The sequence below is a fragment of the Kastovskya adunca genome, from assembly GCF_059505785.1.
Map to the genome: position 1 here is coordinate 49,198 of NZ_JCACLG010000013.1, position 17,116 is coordinate 66,313.

Genomic DNA, 17,116 nt, shown 5'->3' on the forward strand with positions numbered 1-17,116 from the left:
TGCTGCTCTTTTCCTCTAGTGTGGCGCACAGGAGCGAGGATGAACTCAGTCTTTGTTTCTGATTCTTGGCGAAGCGATCGCAACTGACGCACTGATAGCGATTCGCTAACGGTTCTCATCAGCCTGTTCTAAGGCAAACTTCACGACCTTTTCACTTAAGCGAATGCCCTGATTTCTCATCCGCTCGATTGCTTGCTGCATCAAGACGGGGTGCCCTTCTCGCTTGGCACGTAGCAAAATACCGATAGAACCTGTGAGCGAAAGACCGCTCAATTTGGCAACCCGCCTGCCTACTGTTTCATCAATGCAGACTGTTTGGATGCCTTCGTTTATTGCCAATTGAATTACCGCCGCCTCGCCTCGATCTAGAGAATTGAGAAGAGTGGGCGTAATTTCTAAAGGACTCGATCTTTTTTTCAACCAACTCGCTGCCTCAAATTCAGCGACAGCAAAACCACTGGAACCTCCTGCTAGTATTTCTTTGCAAACTTCAAAGGGAACTAATACCTGAGAGTATAGAAAGTTTAAGACTTCTAGATCGCCTAGGGCAGCAACAAGAGAAATAAGTGGCGCACTATCAATGACGATTCTTTCAGACTCAGGCATTCTCTAGATCGGATAGGAGTTCCTCTTCTTCGAGGTCAATCATGGCTGCACCATAACAATGTAAGTTCAGCAGGAAAGAAACTCTATCTGTACCTAATAGCTGCGCTGCCATGCCTGAAGATATACGCTTCATTTCAAACAGTTTGACTACCATAGCTCGAAACGGTTCAGAGTCTCGAATCTTGTCAAAATCTGAATTAGTTTTTGCCATCCGTAAGGATTCTTCAGGATCTAAATCGATCGCTTGTTGCAAATTCTCGATTGCCTGCTCAATATTTGCCTGCAAAGCATAACAGCAAGCTTTGTTGTACCAGGATTGGTAAAGGTCGGGTTGGAATTGCAGTGCTTGGTCATAAGAGGTGATCGCTTCCTCCCATCGTCCCAAATTACCTAACGCCACGCCCCGGTTGTTCCAGGCTTCGTAGTAGCCGGGTTGGAATTGCAATGCTTGGTCGAAGCTGGCGATCGCTTCCTCCCATCGTCCCAAATTACCTAACGCCACGCCCCGGTTGTACCAGGCTTGGTAAAGATCAGGTTTGATTTGCAGGACTTGGTCATAAGAGGCGATCGCTTCTTCTAATCGTCCCAACTTATCTAGGGCAATGCCCCGGTTGTTCCAGGCTTCGTTTTTATCGGGTTGGAATTGCAGGGCTTGGTCATAAGAGGCGATCACTTCCTCGAATCGTCCCAACTCATCTAGGGCATTGCCTCGGTTGTACCAGGCATCGGGGTTATCGGGTTGGAATTGCAGGGCTTGGTCATAAGAGGCGATCGCTTCCTCGAATCGTCCCAAATTACCTAGCGCAATGCCCCGGTTGTTCCAGGTAGCGGGGTCATCGGGTTGGAATTGCAGGGCTTGGTCATAAGAGGCGATCGCTTCCTCGAATCGTCCCAAGTAAAACAACGCCTCGCCTCGGTTGTACCAGGCTTCGGAGAAGTCTGGTTGAATTTTTAGGGCTTGATCATAAAGAGCGATCGCCTCTTCATATTGCTCCAACCTAAACAGCTTATTGCCCTCGTTGTAGAGAGCATCATCTTTGTCGGGTTTGATTTCCAGGAGCTTTTCGAGACTAGCAATTACATCTTCCCGGCATCCTAATTTACCTGTTCTCATTGGTTATGCCTTCCATGTGAGTTGTACCAAAAGCAAACTATACTGCCTGCTTCTTTCACTCTTCCCTAAATCCTAACCTTCCCTTACCCGCCGTTGTTTAGTACCTCCAAAGTCCTCAGCCAATCCGCCACGCCATTAAGAATTAATTGCACCGCGATCGCCAAAATAAATAATCCTAAAATTCGGCTAATTGCTCTAATTCCAGTTTCTCCTAACCAAATCCTAAATGATTCGTGAAGGCGAGATCCCCGGCTTTTAGAAATCGGGGAGCTGAAGCGCTAGCATCTGAAAATTTCTACCACTAAACGTACAAACTTGCCACGTATTCTCCATAACCGTTGTAAGGAAGGGTTGGGCGTTTTTCCCACTTCAAACCCGGCCCCTTGCTGATGAACTTCTCTGTCGCTTGCGACCAACGAGGGTGAGGCTTACTGGGATTCACATTTGCCTCAAAGTCGTATTCATGGGCGTCTATCGTGTTCCAAAATGTTGCTGGCTGAGTCTCGACAAACTCAACTTTGACAATAGACTTTGCCCCTTTAAAGCCATACTTCCAGGGCAAAACCGCACGAATCGGCGCACCGTGCTGCTTGGGTAGGATGTGACCGTAGTTACCCAAGGCAAAAAATGCCAAATCGTTTACCATTTCCTCAATCCGCATCCCTTCGGTATAGGGCCACGGCAGAGAACCGACGTGAAAAGTTGGCCCCGTGGTAATCTGCGGGTCGTAGAAGGAGGTAAAGCGCACAAATTTTGCCTGAGATGTTGGCTCTACAGCTTTAATCAGCGCTTGCATCGGGAAGCCAATCCAGGGAATCACCATCGACCACGCTTCCACGCAGCGGAAGCGATAGATGCGCTCTTCTAGGGGAAACTTGGTTCTCAGGTCGTCGAGGTCGTAGATGCGGGGGTTTTTCACCAAACCTGTTACTTCTAGCTTCCAGTCTTCTGTCGGTAAGGCTTGAGCATTGCGCCAGATTGACTTAGTGCCGCCAAACTCATAGAAATTGTTGTACTGTCCCGCCAAGTCTATATCCGTCATTGGTCGGTCAACGCTAGCAAAGTTGAGATTCACCGCCGCATCTAAAGTTTTTTTGTCCAGCGTTGCGGCTAGTGCTTGATTGGGCTGGGTCGTTTTCTCGCAACCCACTAGCGGCAAGAGGCTAGCTCCAATACTGGCACCGACTAGAGTTTTGAGGAAGCGACGCCGATTGAAATAGACGGCTTCGGGTGTAGCTTCTCTCTCTGGTATTTCCCAAGGTTTGGGCACGCGAATAATCGACATAGCAGGGAAAAGGCTTGTTTACAGCTTTGGTTAAAGGTTAGTGAGAGCAAGGGATGGAGGAGGTTTGAGCATCACATCAACGTTGCCCGTCTGTTACTGATTTTACCGATGTTTCTAGGGGTTTCCGGGTTTACTGTTTTGGTATCAAGAGATGAATGCAGAGGGAGCAAAAGCGATCGCCTCTACCCCTCTTCTGTCACTTTCCGAAAAGCCTTGCGTTTTCTGAATCCTAGAGTGTAGACGGAGCAAGCGATCGCGCAATTTTTTCTGAGTAGAAATTCTTGGAGATACGAAATTGGTCAAAATGTGATCGCCAACCCCTGCATGGCTCAGCATACCTTGTCTTTGGGAATTACTAATCCTACGAAAAACCGGAGAGTGACAGAAGAGGGCTACTATCACCGCCATCAGAGGTTGGTAAACTCTCGGTTTTTTTGCAAATATTTCCCCCTTTGCCCTCTCTATTCTCAAACTCTGAAGAATCGGAATTGTCTCTTCTTCTACCTAGGTGTGATTAGTTTTGTAGGGGTACATTGGATCATAAAGAATAAATAACCCCGATATGGTGCAAGTGTAGATTAACGATGCAGGATATCAACGCTACGAGCGTCACCTCCCGTCGCTCTCGTCCCTGGTGGGAAAAACTGATTGCTCTGATTGCCGTCGTCAATTTAGTGTTAGTGCTGTTTAGTCTCAGCTACGTTCCCTTGCGGGATCTCTATCTACAGGAATTGCCAGGAGTGGTGAGAGTAGTTGACCCGATTAAAGGGATTGAACCCAACCCAGTCACCGAAGAATACCTAGAGACGGTTGATGTTTTAGAACGTCAGTTGACGCAAGTAGGAGTCGAAGCTCCGGCTACAGAAGCGATACTTGCCGAATTGCGCGAAGACAGTGAGGCGATGATGGATGAAAATCCCTTCTTAGTCGCGGCGAAGTTTGGCACCTTTGCTACGATTCAGCGGCTGATGCGCCACCATCTGGGAACAGAAACCGCCCGCGCCGCCTTTGAAAGATTCTGGAGTGCTGAGTATCTGCTGACTTCTGACTGGGTGCAGGAACTGAGTTTCTTTGACCATCAGATTCGCCCGTTGATTGCCACGAACTATTACCGTTCAGTGGATGATTATGGACGGTTCATCGACGAATTTTGGCGTATTGATATCTTCTTTGTGAGCTTTTTCGCCATTGAGTTTTTGGTGCGAAGCTTTTTTGTGAGTCTGCGGCATTCGGGTGTCACCTGGTTTGATGCCATGTGGCGACGCTGGTACGACGTTTTTCTGTTTCTCCCGTTTTGGCGTGGGTTGCGGGTTTTGCCTGTGGTGGTGCGTCTGTATCAGGCAGGATTGCTGAATTTAGAGCGGGTATTGGCGCAAATTATCCACGAACCTTCAACGCTGCTGGCGGATAGAGTTTCTACCTTTGTAGCCGTGCGATTAATTAACCAAGCACAAGACTCTTTAGAAACAGGCAGAGTTGCACAAGCTTTACTTTATCCAAGAGATTATTTAACGGTTAACGAGGTTAATGAAGTAGAAGTGGTTACTGACCGCCTTCTGCAATTAACTATTTATAAAGTGTTGCCAAAGGTACAGCCGAACCTGGAAGCACTGATGCATCACTCTCTAGAAGAGGCGTTCCGGCAATCTGACCTTTATCGAACGCTACAAAGAATCCCAGGAATTGCAAACGCATCAGGAGATGTCATAGAACAACTTGCTACTAGCCTTGCCCAAGCGTCTGTTGGCGTTCTGGCATCTTCTTATTCTGATGAAAAAGGGAGGAAGATTTTTGAGGATCTGACGAAAAATTTTAGTGAGGCTTTGCGTCTGGAATTGCGAGATGGAGAAACCTTGCAGGAACTGCAATCATTACTTTCGGATTTTCTAGAAGAAGTGAAGCTAAATTATGTGATTAGAGCGACAAAGGAAGACCCAGAGACAACGATGGAAGAGGTAGCTCAACTGATGGGAGAAGCGATGGTGCCAAAGAAAGTCTCTTCTGGATTAGGAACATCTACGGTCAATCCTCCCTCACCGGAAGTGCGGCGATGAGATGATGCAGTTTTACCCGTTTTTTGATAATGATCTGATCTCGCGCCAGCTTTTGGGATGTGGCAAACAGTAGCGAGCAATAGGGATGCGATCGCGCTTCTGCTAGAGGTAGAATCTGAGCGTCTACTTTATATATTGATTTAAATCAGCAATATGTCAGAAGAAAAACACCCTCCTGAACTGCCGCCCATTGGCGCTATTCAAAGCCACTCGTTGACGGCACGAACAGAAAACTGGTTTGAGTACCCTGTACGCGCACAACCCCATCACACAGATTATGCGGGTATCGTCTGGCATGGCACCTACATCGCCTGGATGGAAGAAGCACGGGTAGAATGCTTGCGTTCCATTGGTATCGACTTTGCAGATTTAGTTGCCTTGGGATGCGATTTGCCTGTTGTTGAGCTGTCGCTACGCTATCACCGTCCGGTGCGGATGGGGATGGCAGCACTAGTACGGACGCGGATGACAGAGATGGAAGGAGTTCGCATCAACTGGGATTACCAGATTCGGTCATTAGATGCACAGGAACTGCACGTAACAGGACAGGTTACCTTAGTCGCTGTTGACCGCGAGAAGGGAAAGATTTTGCGTCAGCTTCCCTCCCAGGTGAAAGATGCGCTGGTGAAGCTTTCTACCTGATCAGTTGCCGTGCATCTAAAATACATCATTTAAATAAATACTCGCGGACGTCTGAAATGAGACCACTCTAAATATAGATGTTTCAATTTTTATTGTTAACTATCTTCCTAGCAGTTCTAGCAATCTGTTGTTTGTAAGCTGGAGGCTTAAATTTCTTTTTAAGCAAATCTTTAAGCAAAACAGCGCACAATTTTTTAATTTTGGTAAATATAGGGTTGGGGAAGTAACGATTTTGGCGAAGGATCGAGTGGAATGCAAGGTACTTAAAAGCAAGGCAAATAAAGGTTGATCCTTAACCTAATCGAAACTTTCCTAATGATTAAATTGCTTTTCGCTGTGCTGATTTTTGTGATTAATACGGTTTATATGATGTGTTTGTAAACATTCGCGACGACGAAGCCGAGCATGTCAAAACAATGGTGGCTTGTCAGCAACCCACTGCTCAAACCACATTCAAAAGTCCCCATAGCATTGAAGCTGAGGTGGTGATTACTAGTACAGAGGCGAAAGATATGGAAGCTCTCAGCAGCTAATAATCGCACTTCGCCACCTTGCTGTGTTTATTGTTCATTCAGGTAAATTCCGATGACAACAACACCCATACGTCAAGTCTCTGTCCCTGAGATTTCTGTGGCACAAGTCCGGGAAAATCATCGTGCGGAACTTGAAGCACTCTCCCGCTATCGCCGCGTCACCAATTACTTAGCGGCTGCTCAAATTTATCTCAAGGACAACGTTCTCCTGAGAGAACCCCTCAAACCGGAACACATCAAGGAACGGCTTTTAGGTCACTGGGGCACTTGTCCCGGCATTAACCTGGTTTACGCCCATCTCAACCGCCTGATCCGCCGCTATGACATTGATATGTTCCTGATAACAGGGCCGGGACATGGCGCACCTGCAAATCTGGCGAACCTATATCTGGAAGGCTCTCTGCAAGAGTTTTACCCAGAACTAACCTTCGACCAAGCAGGACTTTACAACTTCATCAAGCGATTTTCCTGGCCTGGGGGCTTCCCCTCGCACCTTTACCCCGGCATTCCCGGTACAATCCACGAAGGCGGCGAACTGGGCTATGCTCTTGCCACGTCCTTTGGGGCGGTGATGGATAACCCAGACTTGGTTGTGGCTTGTATTGTTGGGGATGGGGAAGCGGAAACGGGCCCCACCGCTACGGCGTGGCATAGCTATAAGTTTATTGACCCTGCCAAATCCGGTGCGGTGCTGCCGATTTTGCATCTGAACGGCTACAAGATTTCTAGCCCCACCATCTACGGCACGATGAGTGATGAGGAGCTGCTGCATCTGTTTACGGGCTACGGCTATCAGGTGCGGATTGTAGAAGAGGAGGATTTAGAGGCAGATATCTATGCCTCAATGGATTGGGCGTATCAAGAAATTTGTCGCATTCAACAAGCAGCCCGGTCGGGAGAACGGATTCTTCAGCCGCGTTGGCCAATGTTGATTTTGCGATCGCTCAAAGGATGGACAGGGATTAAGGAAATGCACGGCGTCCCGATTGAGGGTTCCTTCCGCTCCCACCAAGTCCCCGCTAAAAATGTTAGGAGCGATCCCAACGAACTGCGACTTTTAGAAGAGTGGCTGCGCTCTTACCATGTTGAAGAACTCTTCACTGAAAATGGGCAACCGATTAATGAGATTTTAGAGCAATGTCCAAAAGGCGATCGCCGCATGGGTTGCAATCCCCACACCTTTGGCGGACGTCTCCGCAAACCTCTCGATTTACCAAGCATTTTTGACTACCAAGTGCTAGTAGAGCGAGAGGAGACGCCCGAAGTTTGTACTAGAGGGGGCAACAACGTTGGCAACACTGAATCTTTGGCGAAGTACCTACGGGGTGTTGTGGAACATAATCCCCACAACTTCCGCATCTTTAGCCCCGACGAGTTGGAATCCAACAAACTGACGGAAGTCCTCGAAGCTACCCAACGCACCTACGAGTGGCCGATTAGTCCCTACGACGAGCATATTGGCCCAGAAGGCGGACAGGTCTTAGAAATCTTGAGCGAACATACCTGTCAGGCTTGGCTACAAGGTTATATCCTCACGGGTCGTCACGGTATGTTCCCCTCCTATGAGGCATTTTTGGGGATTATCACGACGATGATGGATCAGTATGCCAAGTTCATCAAGTTTTCCGAAGAGATTTCTTGGCGTCCGCCCGTATCGTCTCTAAACTACCTAGAAAGCTCAACCCTGTGGCGACAGGAACATAACGGTTTTTCCCACCAAAACCCCAGCTTTATCAATAGCGTCCTCGGCCAGGAAGCAGAATTTGCACGGGTTTATCTTCCCCCCGATGCCAACTGCCTGATCAGCACCATGAATCATTGCCTAAAAAGTACAGGCTATGTGAACTTGGTGATTGCCAACAAAAATCCCATGCCTCAGTGGTTGTCGATGGAAGAAGCGATCGCTCACTGTCGCGCCGGGGCTTCCGTCTGGCAATGGGCAAGCACTGATAACGGCGTCAACCCGGATGTCGTGCTAGTAGGGATTGGTGACGTCCCAACTGTGGAGGTACTAGCCGCCGCCCATATTCTACGCACCGAAATGCCAGAACTGCGGGTGCGCGTGGTGAATGTCACTGACTTAATGATTCTAGAAGAAGACTCAGAGCATCCTCATGGCTTAGATCAAGAGATATTTGAAGCCCTCTTCACTAAAGATAAGCCCGCGATTATCAACTTCCACGGCTACACCTCGATAATCAAACAGCTAATCTATGGGCGTCCTAACCTCCATCGGTTTCACCTGAACGGCTACCGCGAAGAAGGTAACACCACCACTTCCTTTGACATGCAAGTCCGCAACGGCACCAGTCGCTATCACTTGATTATGCAGGCGATTCGACAGGCAGCCGCCTACAATCCCTACGTCGCAGCACGCGCCAATGAGCGGATTCATCACTACGAATATATCCTCGTCGATCACGGGCGCTACATTCGAGAACATGGTGAAGATCCACCAGAAATTAGTAATTGGCAGTGGTGCTAGATGAACAGATAAAGGCACAGGATGTCCCGTGCCTTTTTTATTGCTCCTCTACAAATAAATTCGCTCAACTAACAAATGTAAAAGTTAAAATAACAGTGTTGAAAACTTCTTTATTGAAAAGACCAATCAAAGTGTCCCAAATGCAAACATTACGCTCAAATTAAAAAACATTATGTAGCAATTCCATTTAATTAGTGAGATTTTCTTTAAGCGAACCGCAAAGACGTAAAATAAAGAGAGTTATAGAGAGTTTTTCATAAAATATTTAGAATTGCTATAGTAAGCTTATGTTCTTCAAATTAGAATCTTCTAAAAGCTATAACAGCCTAAATAAATTGCGAGATATTTCTCTTCTTTCTTACTCTCTTAAACCTCCTCTGCGTTCTCTGTGCCTCTGTGGTTCGTTAATAATTTAACTAAGTAAGTTAGACTTTTTATGAAATATTCTACACTTTCAAAAGCATTTTATATTGGTGAAAATAACTAAGCTCAATCATTAACGTTTTGAAACCATGAAAATATTAGTTTTAAATGCAGGTTCTAGTAGTCAAAAGAGCTGCTTGTACGACATCAATAATAACTTACCTGATTCCCCCCTAGCACCACTATGGGAAGCCAAAATTGACTGGAAAGGAAAGTCAGACACTGGAGTTTTGAAAGTAGAAACAGCCCAAGGGATAACACTGGAAGAAGAACTCCCTATCGACGAGCGACCAAAAGCGATCGCTTACATGCTCAACACCCTCTGGCGCGGCAGCACCCAAGTCATAACTCAACTCGGCGACATCGACATCGTCGGACATCGAGTCGTTCACGGCGGTGAGGAATACCAGGAAGCAACATTTATAACTCCGGAAGTCAAGGTAAAAATTGAAGATTTAATCGCCCTTGCCCCCGAACATAACCCCGTTAATCTAGAAGGTATTGAAGCAATCGAGCAAATTTTGGGAGAAGCCATCCCGCAAGTTGCTGTCTTTGACACGGCATTTCATTCCCAACTTCCGCAAGCCGCCGCCGTTTATCCTGGCCCCTATGAGTGGCTTGAGCAAGGCATTCGCCGCTACGGCTTCCACGGCATCAGCCATCAGTACGTGGCAACCCGCGCCGCGCAGTTGTTGGGGAAAGAGTTGGCATCTTTGCGGCTAATTACCTGTCACCTGGGTAATGGTTGCTCCCTCGCCGCCATTCGCGACGGTATTTCTATAGACACGACAATGGGCTACACTCCCCTAGAAGGGTTGATGATGGGAACTCGCTCTGGTTCTGTAGATCCCGGTATCTTGATTCAACTGATGCGGCAGGGTAAGGATGCCGAGACGCTGAATGAAATCCTCAACGAACAGTCTGGGTTAAAAGGACTTTCCGGCATCAGTGGCGATTTGCGTTACCTCAAGAAGCCGATAGAAGAGGGTCACGAAAGAGCGCAACTCGCCTGTGATGTTTATATTCACCGACTGCGATCGCATATCGGTGCCATGCTTGCCTCACTGGGTGGTTTGGATGCCCTAATCTTCACAGGTGGTGTGGGGGAACATCAAGCACCTGTACGCGCCGCCGCCTGCGAAGCGTTTGAATTTTTGGGCATGAAACTCGACACCGAGAAAAATCAGGCGGTTTCAGAAGACGATACGGATATCGCAACAGCCGATTCAGCGATTCCTATCTTGGTTGTACATACTCAAGAAGATTGGGCGATCGCTCAAGAATGTTGGAAGCTAATTCAACGCGATCGCCCTTGACATAAACTCGAAAAGTCGATAAGTTAACTTTAACGTTAACGTTAATTTGCCTGGATAAGTTGTCTGAAAGAATGCGGATAGGAGAGCTGGCCCACAAAGCTGGTGTAACTCCTCGAACAGTTCGATATTACGAAAAACTGGGGCTAATCAGTCCCAGTGAGCGCGAGGGAAAAGGCTTTCGGTACTACAGCGAGGCAGAACTCGCCAAACTTCGCAAGATCGATGCCCTCCAATCCCTCGGACTGAGCCTGGAAGAGATTGGCAGTATCCTTGACCTCTTCTTTGAGGAGCCAACGATGTTGAAAGGTAAGCAAAAACTGCTGAAAATCCTCTACAGCCATCTTAAGGAGACTGATGAAAAGGTGGAAGCCCTAACGCAGTTTCGCTCAGAGCTGCAAGCGAATATCGCTCGGATAGAGGAATACATCGATCAAGTTGGCAACCAGTAATTTTTTTCAGGCTAAATTAACGTTAACGTCAAGGTTAATAAATTCAGATCATGACCGCGATTAACAACAATTGAGTTGACTAAACCTCTTGCACAAATCCAGAAGACCCTTCCCCAACCCTTCCCTTACCAAGGCGGGATTAAGGGGGGTGATTCCAATTCATGCAAGAAGCCTACTAAAAAGGAGATAAAAATGAAAACTCGCAAACTCGGAAACCAAGGACTGACTGTTTCAGAACTGGGGCTGGGATGTATGGGAATGTCCGAGTTCTACGGTACGGGTGATGAGGCGGAGTCTATTGCTACCATTCACCGCGCTTTAGAACTGGGAGTGACTTTTCTTGATACCGCCGATATGTATGGCTCTGGCGCGAATGAACGTCTGGTTGGTAAAGCAATTAAAGACCGTCGTGATCGCGTTATATTGGCAACGAAATTTGGCATCGAACGCGGCGAAGACAGCAGTTTTCGCGGTATCAACGGCAGTCCTGAGTATGTCCATCAGGCGTGTGATGCTTCGTTGCAACGGTTGGGGATTGACTACATTGACCTGTACTACCTGCACCGCGTCGATCCTAAGGTGCCGATTGAAGACACTATTGGTGCAATGGCAGAGTTAGTACAGCAAGGCAAGGTTCGCTACATCGGTCTCTCTGAAGCCGCTCCCGCCACGATTCGCCGCGCCCATGCAGCCCACCCGATTACCGCTTTGCAGACAGAATACTCCCTCTGGAGCCGCGATCCAGAAGACGAGATTCTACCCACTGTCCGCGAGTTGGGGATTGGCTTCGTGCCTTATAGCCCCCTAGGACGGGGGTTTCTCTCCGGAAAGATTGCTAGCCCGGATGATTTTGCTGATGATGACTACCGCCGGAATATGCCGAGGTTCCAAGGCGAAAACTTTGACAAGAACCTCCAAGTTGTTGAGCGAGTTAAGGAAATTGCGGCTGAGAAGGGTGTCACCCCAGGGCAATTGGCGATCGCCTGGTTGCTTGCTCAGGGAGAGGACATCGTACCGATTCCCGGAACCAAGCGCCGCTCTTATCTGGAAGAGAATGTTGCAGCGACAGACATCAGCTTAACTCCAGCCGAATGCGATCGCATTGACGAGGCGGCACCTAAAAGCATTGCTGCGGGTAATCGCTACCCCGACATGAGTACTGTAAATCGTTAGGCGAACAGAAAGCTGTAGCCAGAGGGTAATTAGGTACACAATTTACGTAATTTCTCCTAGTGTTGTGGTGGGAAGTGCCTACCACAACACTTTTTTGCTGAATAGGTGAGAGATCGCTTATGTTAGTTTCTCTTCTTCCATAATCAAGAATCTGTAGCATAATCAAAGTCTTAAGCGTCATCCAGTTCAAGAAACTGGAACCAATATCTGGATATCCCATCACAACACTTATCAGCCTTAAAAAGGTAAAATCTCCGTAGCTTTGACATCTTGCCTACCTAGGAGCTACAAACTACTACCTATTACCCGCCTGCAACCTATGACTCGTCGGCATAACCCTGAGTTAAACTATTCTTCCCCGCCAAAGTACAACAGTCTTTGGCTGGACGGCTTGAAAACAGTAGGACTGAGTTTATTTTTTGCCTTCGGGTTCCGTACCCTCGTTGCCGAACCTCGCTATGTCGCCTCAGGCTCGATGCTGCCGACTCTGGAAGTCAATGACCGCTTAATGATTGATAAGCTCAGTTATCACTGGTCAAACCCAGAACGGGGAGACATTATCGTCTTCTCCCCCACCGCAGAACTCCAGCGACAAAACCTCAATGACACCTTTATCAAGCGGGTAATTGGTTTACCGGGAGAGAAAGTTGAGATCAAATCTGGAAAAGTCTATATCAACGACCAACTGCTAGAAGAAAACTATCTAGCTGAAGAACTACAGGAGCAATGGGGGCCTGTTACTATCCCCTCCAACTCCTATCTAGTCATGGGAGATAACCGCGACAATAGCTACGACGGTCGCTACTGGGGCTTTGTCCCGCGTGAAAATATCATCGGTCGAGCTGTAGTGCGCTTTTGGTCTCCTGACCGCCACCTTGGTAAAGTTGATCCCAAGCCGCTTTATCCCTCTTTCCAAAATTCATTGCCACAGGATTGAAATCCTCCTGCTGCTAATATCAAATCTGTCTAATTGCTCACCATAAAAGAACCGCTTTTGTATTTATATGGGACGCGCTCGTTCTAAATCTGACTTGCCAACAAAAATCTGTCCGGTATGTCAACGTCCTTTCACTTGGCGTAAGAAATGGCAAGATTGCTGGGACGAAGTGAAATACTGCTCAGAACGTTGCCGCCGTCGCCGCTCTAAAGTGGAAACTTAACGGAGGGGACTGGAGTTTAAAAATTACTGAATTGTCTGCTTCAGACTCTGACAAAATTCCCCGATCGCCTCTAAGCCTTGGGCGGGGGTGCCTTCTGCCAATCGTTTTACAAAGGCACTACCAACAATCACGGCATCTGCTCCCCAGTCTTTAACTTGTTGAGCCTGTTCTGTCCCGGAGATGCCGAAGCCGACACCAATCGGTTTGTCTGTGAGCGTCCGCATACTTTGTAGTAAATCTTGCACTCGCGATTCTATTCCCGAACGCATCCCTGTAACGCCAGTGACGCTGACTAAGTAGATGAATCCTTGAGATTGCTGCGCGATCGCTTCTATTCGTGCTTTAGAACTTGTCGGCGCAACCAGCAAGGTCACTTCAATGCCAATTTCCTTGGCAGGACGCAACAGTGATTCTGCTTCTTCTAGGGGCAAATCCGGTACGACTAAACCGCTGACACCCGCCGCCGCAATTTGCTTTAAAAAGGTCTCGTGACCCCGGTTGATAATCGGGTTGTAGTAGGTGAATAGGACAATTGGCGATCGCAAGTCTTTGCTAATTCCGCTCACCATTTCCAACACATGATCCAGACGCACGCCCCGTTGTAAGGCTCTCGTCGCCGCCGCTTGAATTGTCGGGCCATCTGCTAGCGGGTCTGAGTAGGGTACACCCAACTCAATAATGTCAGCCCCAGATTTATCCAGTACTCGCAACGCCTCAGCCGTTGTCTCTAAATCGGGATCGCCTGCTGTAATGAAGGGAATTAACGCGCACTGCTGGCGACTACGTAGAGACTGGAAGCATTCTGAAACTGAGGTCATAGCGATCGCGGATTAGGGACTGGGGATTGATTATCTCATTTCCCCACAATCTTTTTAAAACCCAAAGAAAAAACAGTATATGGGGAACGGGGTAAAGTATGAACGATGAAGCAGATTATGAATTCTCCCCTCACCCCTACTCAGGACTCAGGACTCTTTCCCTTCGCTTGCTTCTCAGCAGCAATTTCTGCTTGCAGCTTTGCCAGTTCTTCTGGCGTCATTTCTTCCAGACGCTTTTCTAGAACTGCATCTTCGTAGTTCTTAAGCTGCTGGTTATAGGTCATATTTTTTGTTCCGACTCGGAAGAGGTAAGTTAAGAGCCAGCCAACTAAGCCACCGATCAGTAATGTCTGACTCCAAATTCCGGCTTCTAGGTTGTCTAGCCCTGCTAACTGCAATACCAAGTAGGTGATTCCACCCAAGGCAAAAGCGCCGAGGGTAATCCCAAGTGCATCAATTCTTCGCATCAAATATTTTTCCTACGATCCTCAACTTTGCAGTTGACGCCGCTTGGGGCGGAAGTTCAAAAATGGGCTGAGGAGCAATAAGCCAGGGAAGAAGAAGAAAACCAGGAAGTACATAAAGCTACGCTCGACGGACGAAGCGATGTACCAGCGTTTTTGCAGATAGGCATAAAGGACAAAGGGAACAACTAACAAGTAGGTTCCACTTAAGGCGAGGTATAACAGGGCAACTAGCATAGTTTTTTGGGAAAGACAGACAACAAAGCCGCAATTAGTATAGCCGCAGGTGTATCGATAAAGGCGATCGCAACAGGCTTAGTTAGTGACTAAACCGCTTTTACCCCGGTAGCACCAACCTAGGCTAAAATGCAATGCTTAACTTTTCTTATTCTACAGCTTGCCAGATTTTCCACCAGATAAATTACCAATACCCCTGGTTAATCGTGCAATAAAACAGTAGGATAGTTTACTGGAGATGCGGAATGTCAACCGCAACTACAAAACGGGGGCGTGGCGGAATGGTAGACGCTACGGACTTAAACATAAATTGAGCCTTGATCCGAGAAATCGATCAAGTGAACGCTCTCAAATTCAGGGAAACCTAACGCTGGCAACAGCTACGGCAATCCTGAGCCAAGCCGATTGGAAGGTGCAGAGACTCAACGGGAGCTACCCTAACGTCAAGCCGAGGGTAAAGAGAGAGTCCAATTCTCAAAGCCATTTGGCAGTAGCGAAAGCTGCAAGAGAATGAAAATCCGTTGGCTGTGAGGCTGTGAGGGTTCAAGTCCCTCCGCCCCCATACCTATTTCATGACTGTTATCACTACAAAGCATAAATTGCTGGATGCTTGTAGTGATAGCGACTTGCCGTAATTTAACTGAAAGGATATTCTGCTCTCTAACGAGAAATTTCCCAAAAATTAATTTAAAAATAGAGATTTTGACAGGCAAAATACTACTGTATTGGTTTATTTTGCTGACTAAACAAATCAGAAAGTGTTTTGTTATAACATTTAAACTGTCAAAAGTTTTGTATTTTTTTAAGAACTAAACAATTAAAAAAACCTGTATGAGAAAAACTTGGCTTTACGTCATACTCTTTTTTTCTATGCCTGCCGTAGCTCTAGCGCAAGATGAAGCGGCGGGAAGGGGTTTTATAGAAAATGTTAATGCCATCTTTTCCGACTTTGTAGCAGGATTTTTTGCTGTTCTCTTCTTTAGTGTTGGTGGCTTTCCCTTAATTGTGCTGTGGTTGGTTTGCGGTGCGGCATTTTTTACATTGCGGATGAACTTTATCAATATCCGCGCCTTCCGCCACGCCATTGATGTTGTGCAAGGGAAATACGATGACCCCAATGAACCGGGAGAAGTCTCGCACTTCCAGGCATTAGCCGCTGCTCTCTCCGCCACAGTTGGCTTGGGAAACATTGCAGGTGTCGCCATTGCGATTAACGTTGGGGGGCCAGGAGCAGTGTTCTGGATGACTATCGGCGGTTTCCTGGGGATGACCAGTAAGTTTGTCGAGTGTACCCTGGGTCAAAAATATCGCGTGGTGAGACCCGATGGCACAATATCTGGCGGGCCGATGCATTACCTGTCAAAGGGTTTAGCAGAAGTCGGAAAAAAGACGCTGGGAAAATTTTTAGCCATTATCTTCTCCATACTTGCCGTTTGTGGTGCCTTTGGTGGACCGAGTATGTTTCAGTCGAACCAGTCCTACGGGGCAGTTGCTAGCGTTTTACCATTCTTACCCGGTTGGCTTTATGGCTTGATCCTCACTGGGTTGGTGGCGCTGGTTATCCTAGGAGGCATTGAACGTATTGGCATGGTAGCAGGGACGTTGGTGCCAGCGATGTGCGTGATTTACATGTTGGCATCGCTTTGGATTATCTTGAGTAACTTTACGCAACTCCCAGAGGCGATCGCCACAATCTTCACGGGTATCTTCTCTCCCGGAGCAGTAGAGGGGGGCGTAATTGGTGTAGTTGTACAGGGATTGCGGCGTTCTGCCTTCTCGAATGAAGCCGGGGTTGGTTCAGCCGCGATCGCTCACTCGGCGGCTCGTACCGACGAACCCATTCGAGAAGGTATCGTCGCCCTACTTGAACCCTTCATCGACACCATCGTGATTTGTAACATGACAGCGTTGGTAATTGTCATTACTGGCGTCTATAGAAATCCACAGTTTGAAGGTATTGGTGGGGCAGAACTGACTTCCGCCGCCTTTGGTACAGTTATCGGCTGGTTTCCCAGCATCCTCGCCTTGGCAGTCTTCCTCTTTGCCTTCTCCACAATAATTTCCTGGGGTTACTACGGCGAACGATGCTGGGCGTACTTGTTTAGCGAACGCAGTTTAATTGTCTACAAGGTACTGTTCTTACTAGCAATCTTCGTTGGCTCAGTGGCAACGCCCGCCGCCGTTATCGACTTCAGCGATGCCATGCTGCTATCAATGGCTTTTCCGAACCTGCTAGGGGCTTACTTTTTAACTAATAAAGTAGCAGCAGACCTCAAAGACTACATGCGTCGCCTAAATTCCGGAGAGATGGAGATGACGCAGCAAACCCTCTAATCGGCGATTGGGAAAGCAGAGTG

16 protein-coding genes and 2 pseudogenes are annotated in these 17,116 nt (G+C 47.6%); 11 read left to right on the plus strand and 7 right to left on the minus strand.

Features of this window, described 5'->3' with window-relative positions; translation table 11 throughout:
* Positions 1-105: 105 nt before the first annotated feature.
* The 4 genes from AC5JR3_RS03980 to msrP form a co-directional block, all read right to left on the minus strand.
* On the minus strand, positions 106-606 hold the full coding sequence (locus AC5JR3_RS03980; protein WP_495843256.1) for a PIN domain-containing protein: 501 nt from the start codon (positions 604-606) through the stop codon (positions 106-108).
* Positions 599-1,720, minus strand: coding sequence for a tetratricopeptide repeat protein (locus tag AC5JR3_RS03985; RefSeq protein WP_495843258.1), 1,122 nt, complete (start codon positions 1,718-1,720; stop codon positions 599-601). The genes AC5JR3_RS03980 and AC5JR3_RS03985 overlap by 8 nt, the downstream gene beginning before the upstream one ends.
* An 83-nt stretch (positions 1,721-1,803) precedes the next feature.
* Positions 1,804-1,983: a MarC family protein gene (locus AC5JR3_RS03990; protein ID WP_495843324.1), complete on the minus strand. Its 180-nt coding sequence runs from the start codon at positions 1,981-1,983 to the stop codon at positions 1,804-1,806.
* 38 nt (positions 1,984-2,021) lie between these two features.
* Entirely contained in the window at positions 2,022-3,005 is a 984-nt protein-coding gene (msrP, locus tag AC5JR3_RS03995; protein ID WP_495843260.1) for a protein-methionine-sulfoxide reductase catalytic subunit MsrP, read from the minus strand.
* Between the two features lie 584 nt (positions 3,006-3,589).
* Here msrP and AC5JR3_RS04000 point away from each other — a divergent pair.
* From AC5JR3_RS04000 to AC5JR3_RS04040, 9 genes and pseudogenes are all read left to right on the plus strand, one after another.
* The gene (locus AC5JR3_RS04000) at positions 3,590-5,059 is read left to right on the plus strand and encodes a hypothetical protein (protein WP_495843263.1); all 1,470 of its coding nucleotides are present in this window, start codon (positions 3,590-3,592) and stop codon (positions 5,057-5,059) included.
* Between the two features lie 153 nt (positions 5,060-5,212).
* Positions 5,213-5,701 (plus strand): acyl-CoA thioesterase, encoded by a 489-nt coding sequence (locus AC5JR3_RS04005; protein ID WP_495843266.1) that lies wholly within the window; start codon positions 5,213-5,215, stop codon positions 5,699-5,701.
* A 362-nt stretch (positions 5,702-6,063) separates the two neighbouring features.
* Positions 6,064-6,234 (plus strand): annotated as a pseudogene (locus tag AC5JR3_RS04010) (alternative oxidase); the annotation flags it as partial.
* Between the two features lie 52 nt (positions 6,235-6,286).
* Positions 6,287-8,719 carry a phosphoketolase family protein gene (locus AC5JR3_RS04015; protein WP_495843268.1) on the plus strand — a complete coding sequence of 811 codons (2,433 nt, stop codon included), beginning with the start codon at positions 6,287-6,289 and terminating at the stop codon, positions 8,717-8,719.
* 512 nt (positions 8,720-9,231) lie between these two features.
* On the plus strand, positions 9,232-10,458 hold the full coding sequence (locus AC5JR3_RS04020) for an acetate kinase (RefSeq protein WP_495843271.1): 1,227 nt from the start codon (positions 9,232-9,234) through the stop codon (positions 10,456-10,458).
* A gap of 71 nt (positions 10,459-10,529) precedes the next feature.
* A complete protein-coding gene (locus AC5JR3_RS04025; protein WP_495843273.1) occupies positions 10,530-10,907 on the plus strand; it encodes a MerR family transcriptional regulator in 378 nt (125 codons plus the stop codon).
* 192 nt (positions 10,908-11,099) lie between these two features.
* Positions 11,100-12,080: an aldo/keto reductase gene (locus AC5JR3_RS04030; RefSeq protein WP_495843275.1), complete on the plus strand. Its 981-nt coding sequence runs from the start codon at positions 11,100-11,102 to the stop codon at positions 12,078-12,080.
* A gap of 319 nt (positions 12,081-12,399) precedes the next feature.
* Positions 12,400-13,017, plus strand: coding sequence for a signal peptidase I (gene lepB / locus AC5JR3_RS04035; protein ID WP_495843277.1), 618 nt, complete (start codon positions 12,400-12,402; stop codon positions 13,015-13,017).
* Positions 13,018-13,084: 67 nt separating this feature from the next.
* The gene (locus AC5JR3_RS04040) at positions 13,085-13,240 is read left to right on the plus strand and encodes a DUF2256 domain-containing protein (protein WP_495843279.1); all 156 of its coding nucleotides are present in this window, start codon (positions 13,085-13,087) and stop codon (positions 13,238-13,240) included.
* Positions 13,241-13,263: 23 nt separating this feature from the next.
* Here AC5JR3_RS04040 and trpA read toward each other — a convergent pair whose 3' ends face one another.
* From trpA to ndhL, 3 genes and pseudogenes are all read right to left on the minus strand, one after another.
* Positions 13,264-14,058 carry a tryptophan synthase subunit alpha gene (gene trpA / locus AC5JR3_RS04045; protein WP_495843281.1) on the minus strand — a complete coding sequence of 265 codons (795 nt, stop codon included), beginning with the start codon at positions 14,056-14,058 and terminating at the stop codon, positions 13,264-13,266.
* A gap of 140 nt (positions 14,059-14,198) precedes the next feature.
* On the minus strand, positions 14,199-14,525 hold the full coding sequence (locus AC5JR3_RS04050; RefSeq protein WP_495843283.1) for a DUF3007 family protein: 327 nt from the start codon (positions 14,523-14,525) through the stop codon (positions 14,199-14,201).
* Positions 14,526-14,546: 21 nt separating this feature from the next.
* A pseudogene (gene ndhL, locus AC5JR3_RS04055) lies at positions 14,547-14,762 on the minus strand (NAD(P)H-quinone oxidoreductase subunit L); the annotation flags it as partial.
* Between the two features lie 235 nt (positions 14,763-14,997).
* Here ndhL and AC5JR3_RS04060 point away from each other — a divergent pair.
* On the plus strand, positions 14,998-15,273 hold the full coding sequence (locus tag AC5JR3_RS04060) for a hypothetical protein (protein ID WP_495843285.1): 276 nt from the start codon (positions 14,998-15,000) through the stop codon (positions 15,271-15,273).
* Between the two features lie 356 nt (positions 15,274-15,629).
* Positions 15,630-17,093 (plus strand): alanine/glycine:cation symporter family protein, encoded by a 1,464-nt coding sequence (locus AC5JR3_RS04065; RefSeq protein WP_495843287.1) that lies wholly within the window; start codon positions 15,630-15,632, stop codon positions 17,091-17,093.
* Positions 17,094-17,116: the final 23 nt, after the last annotated feature.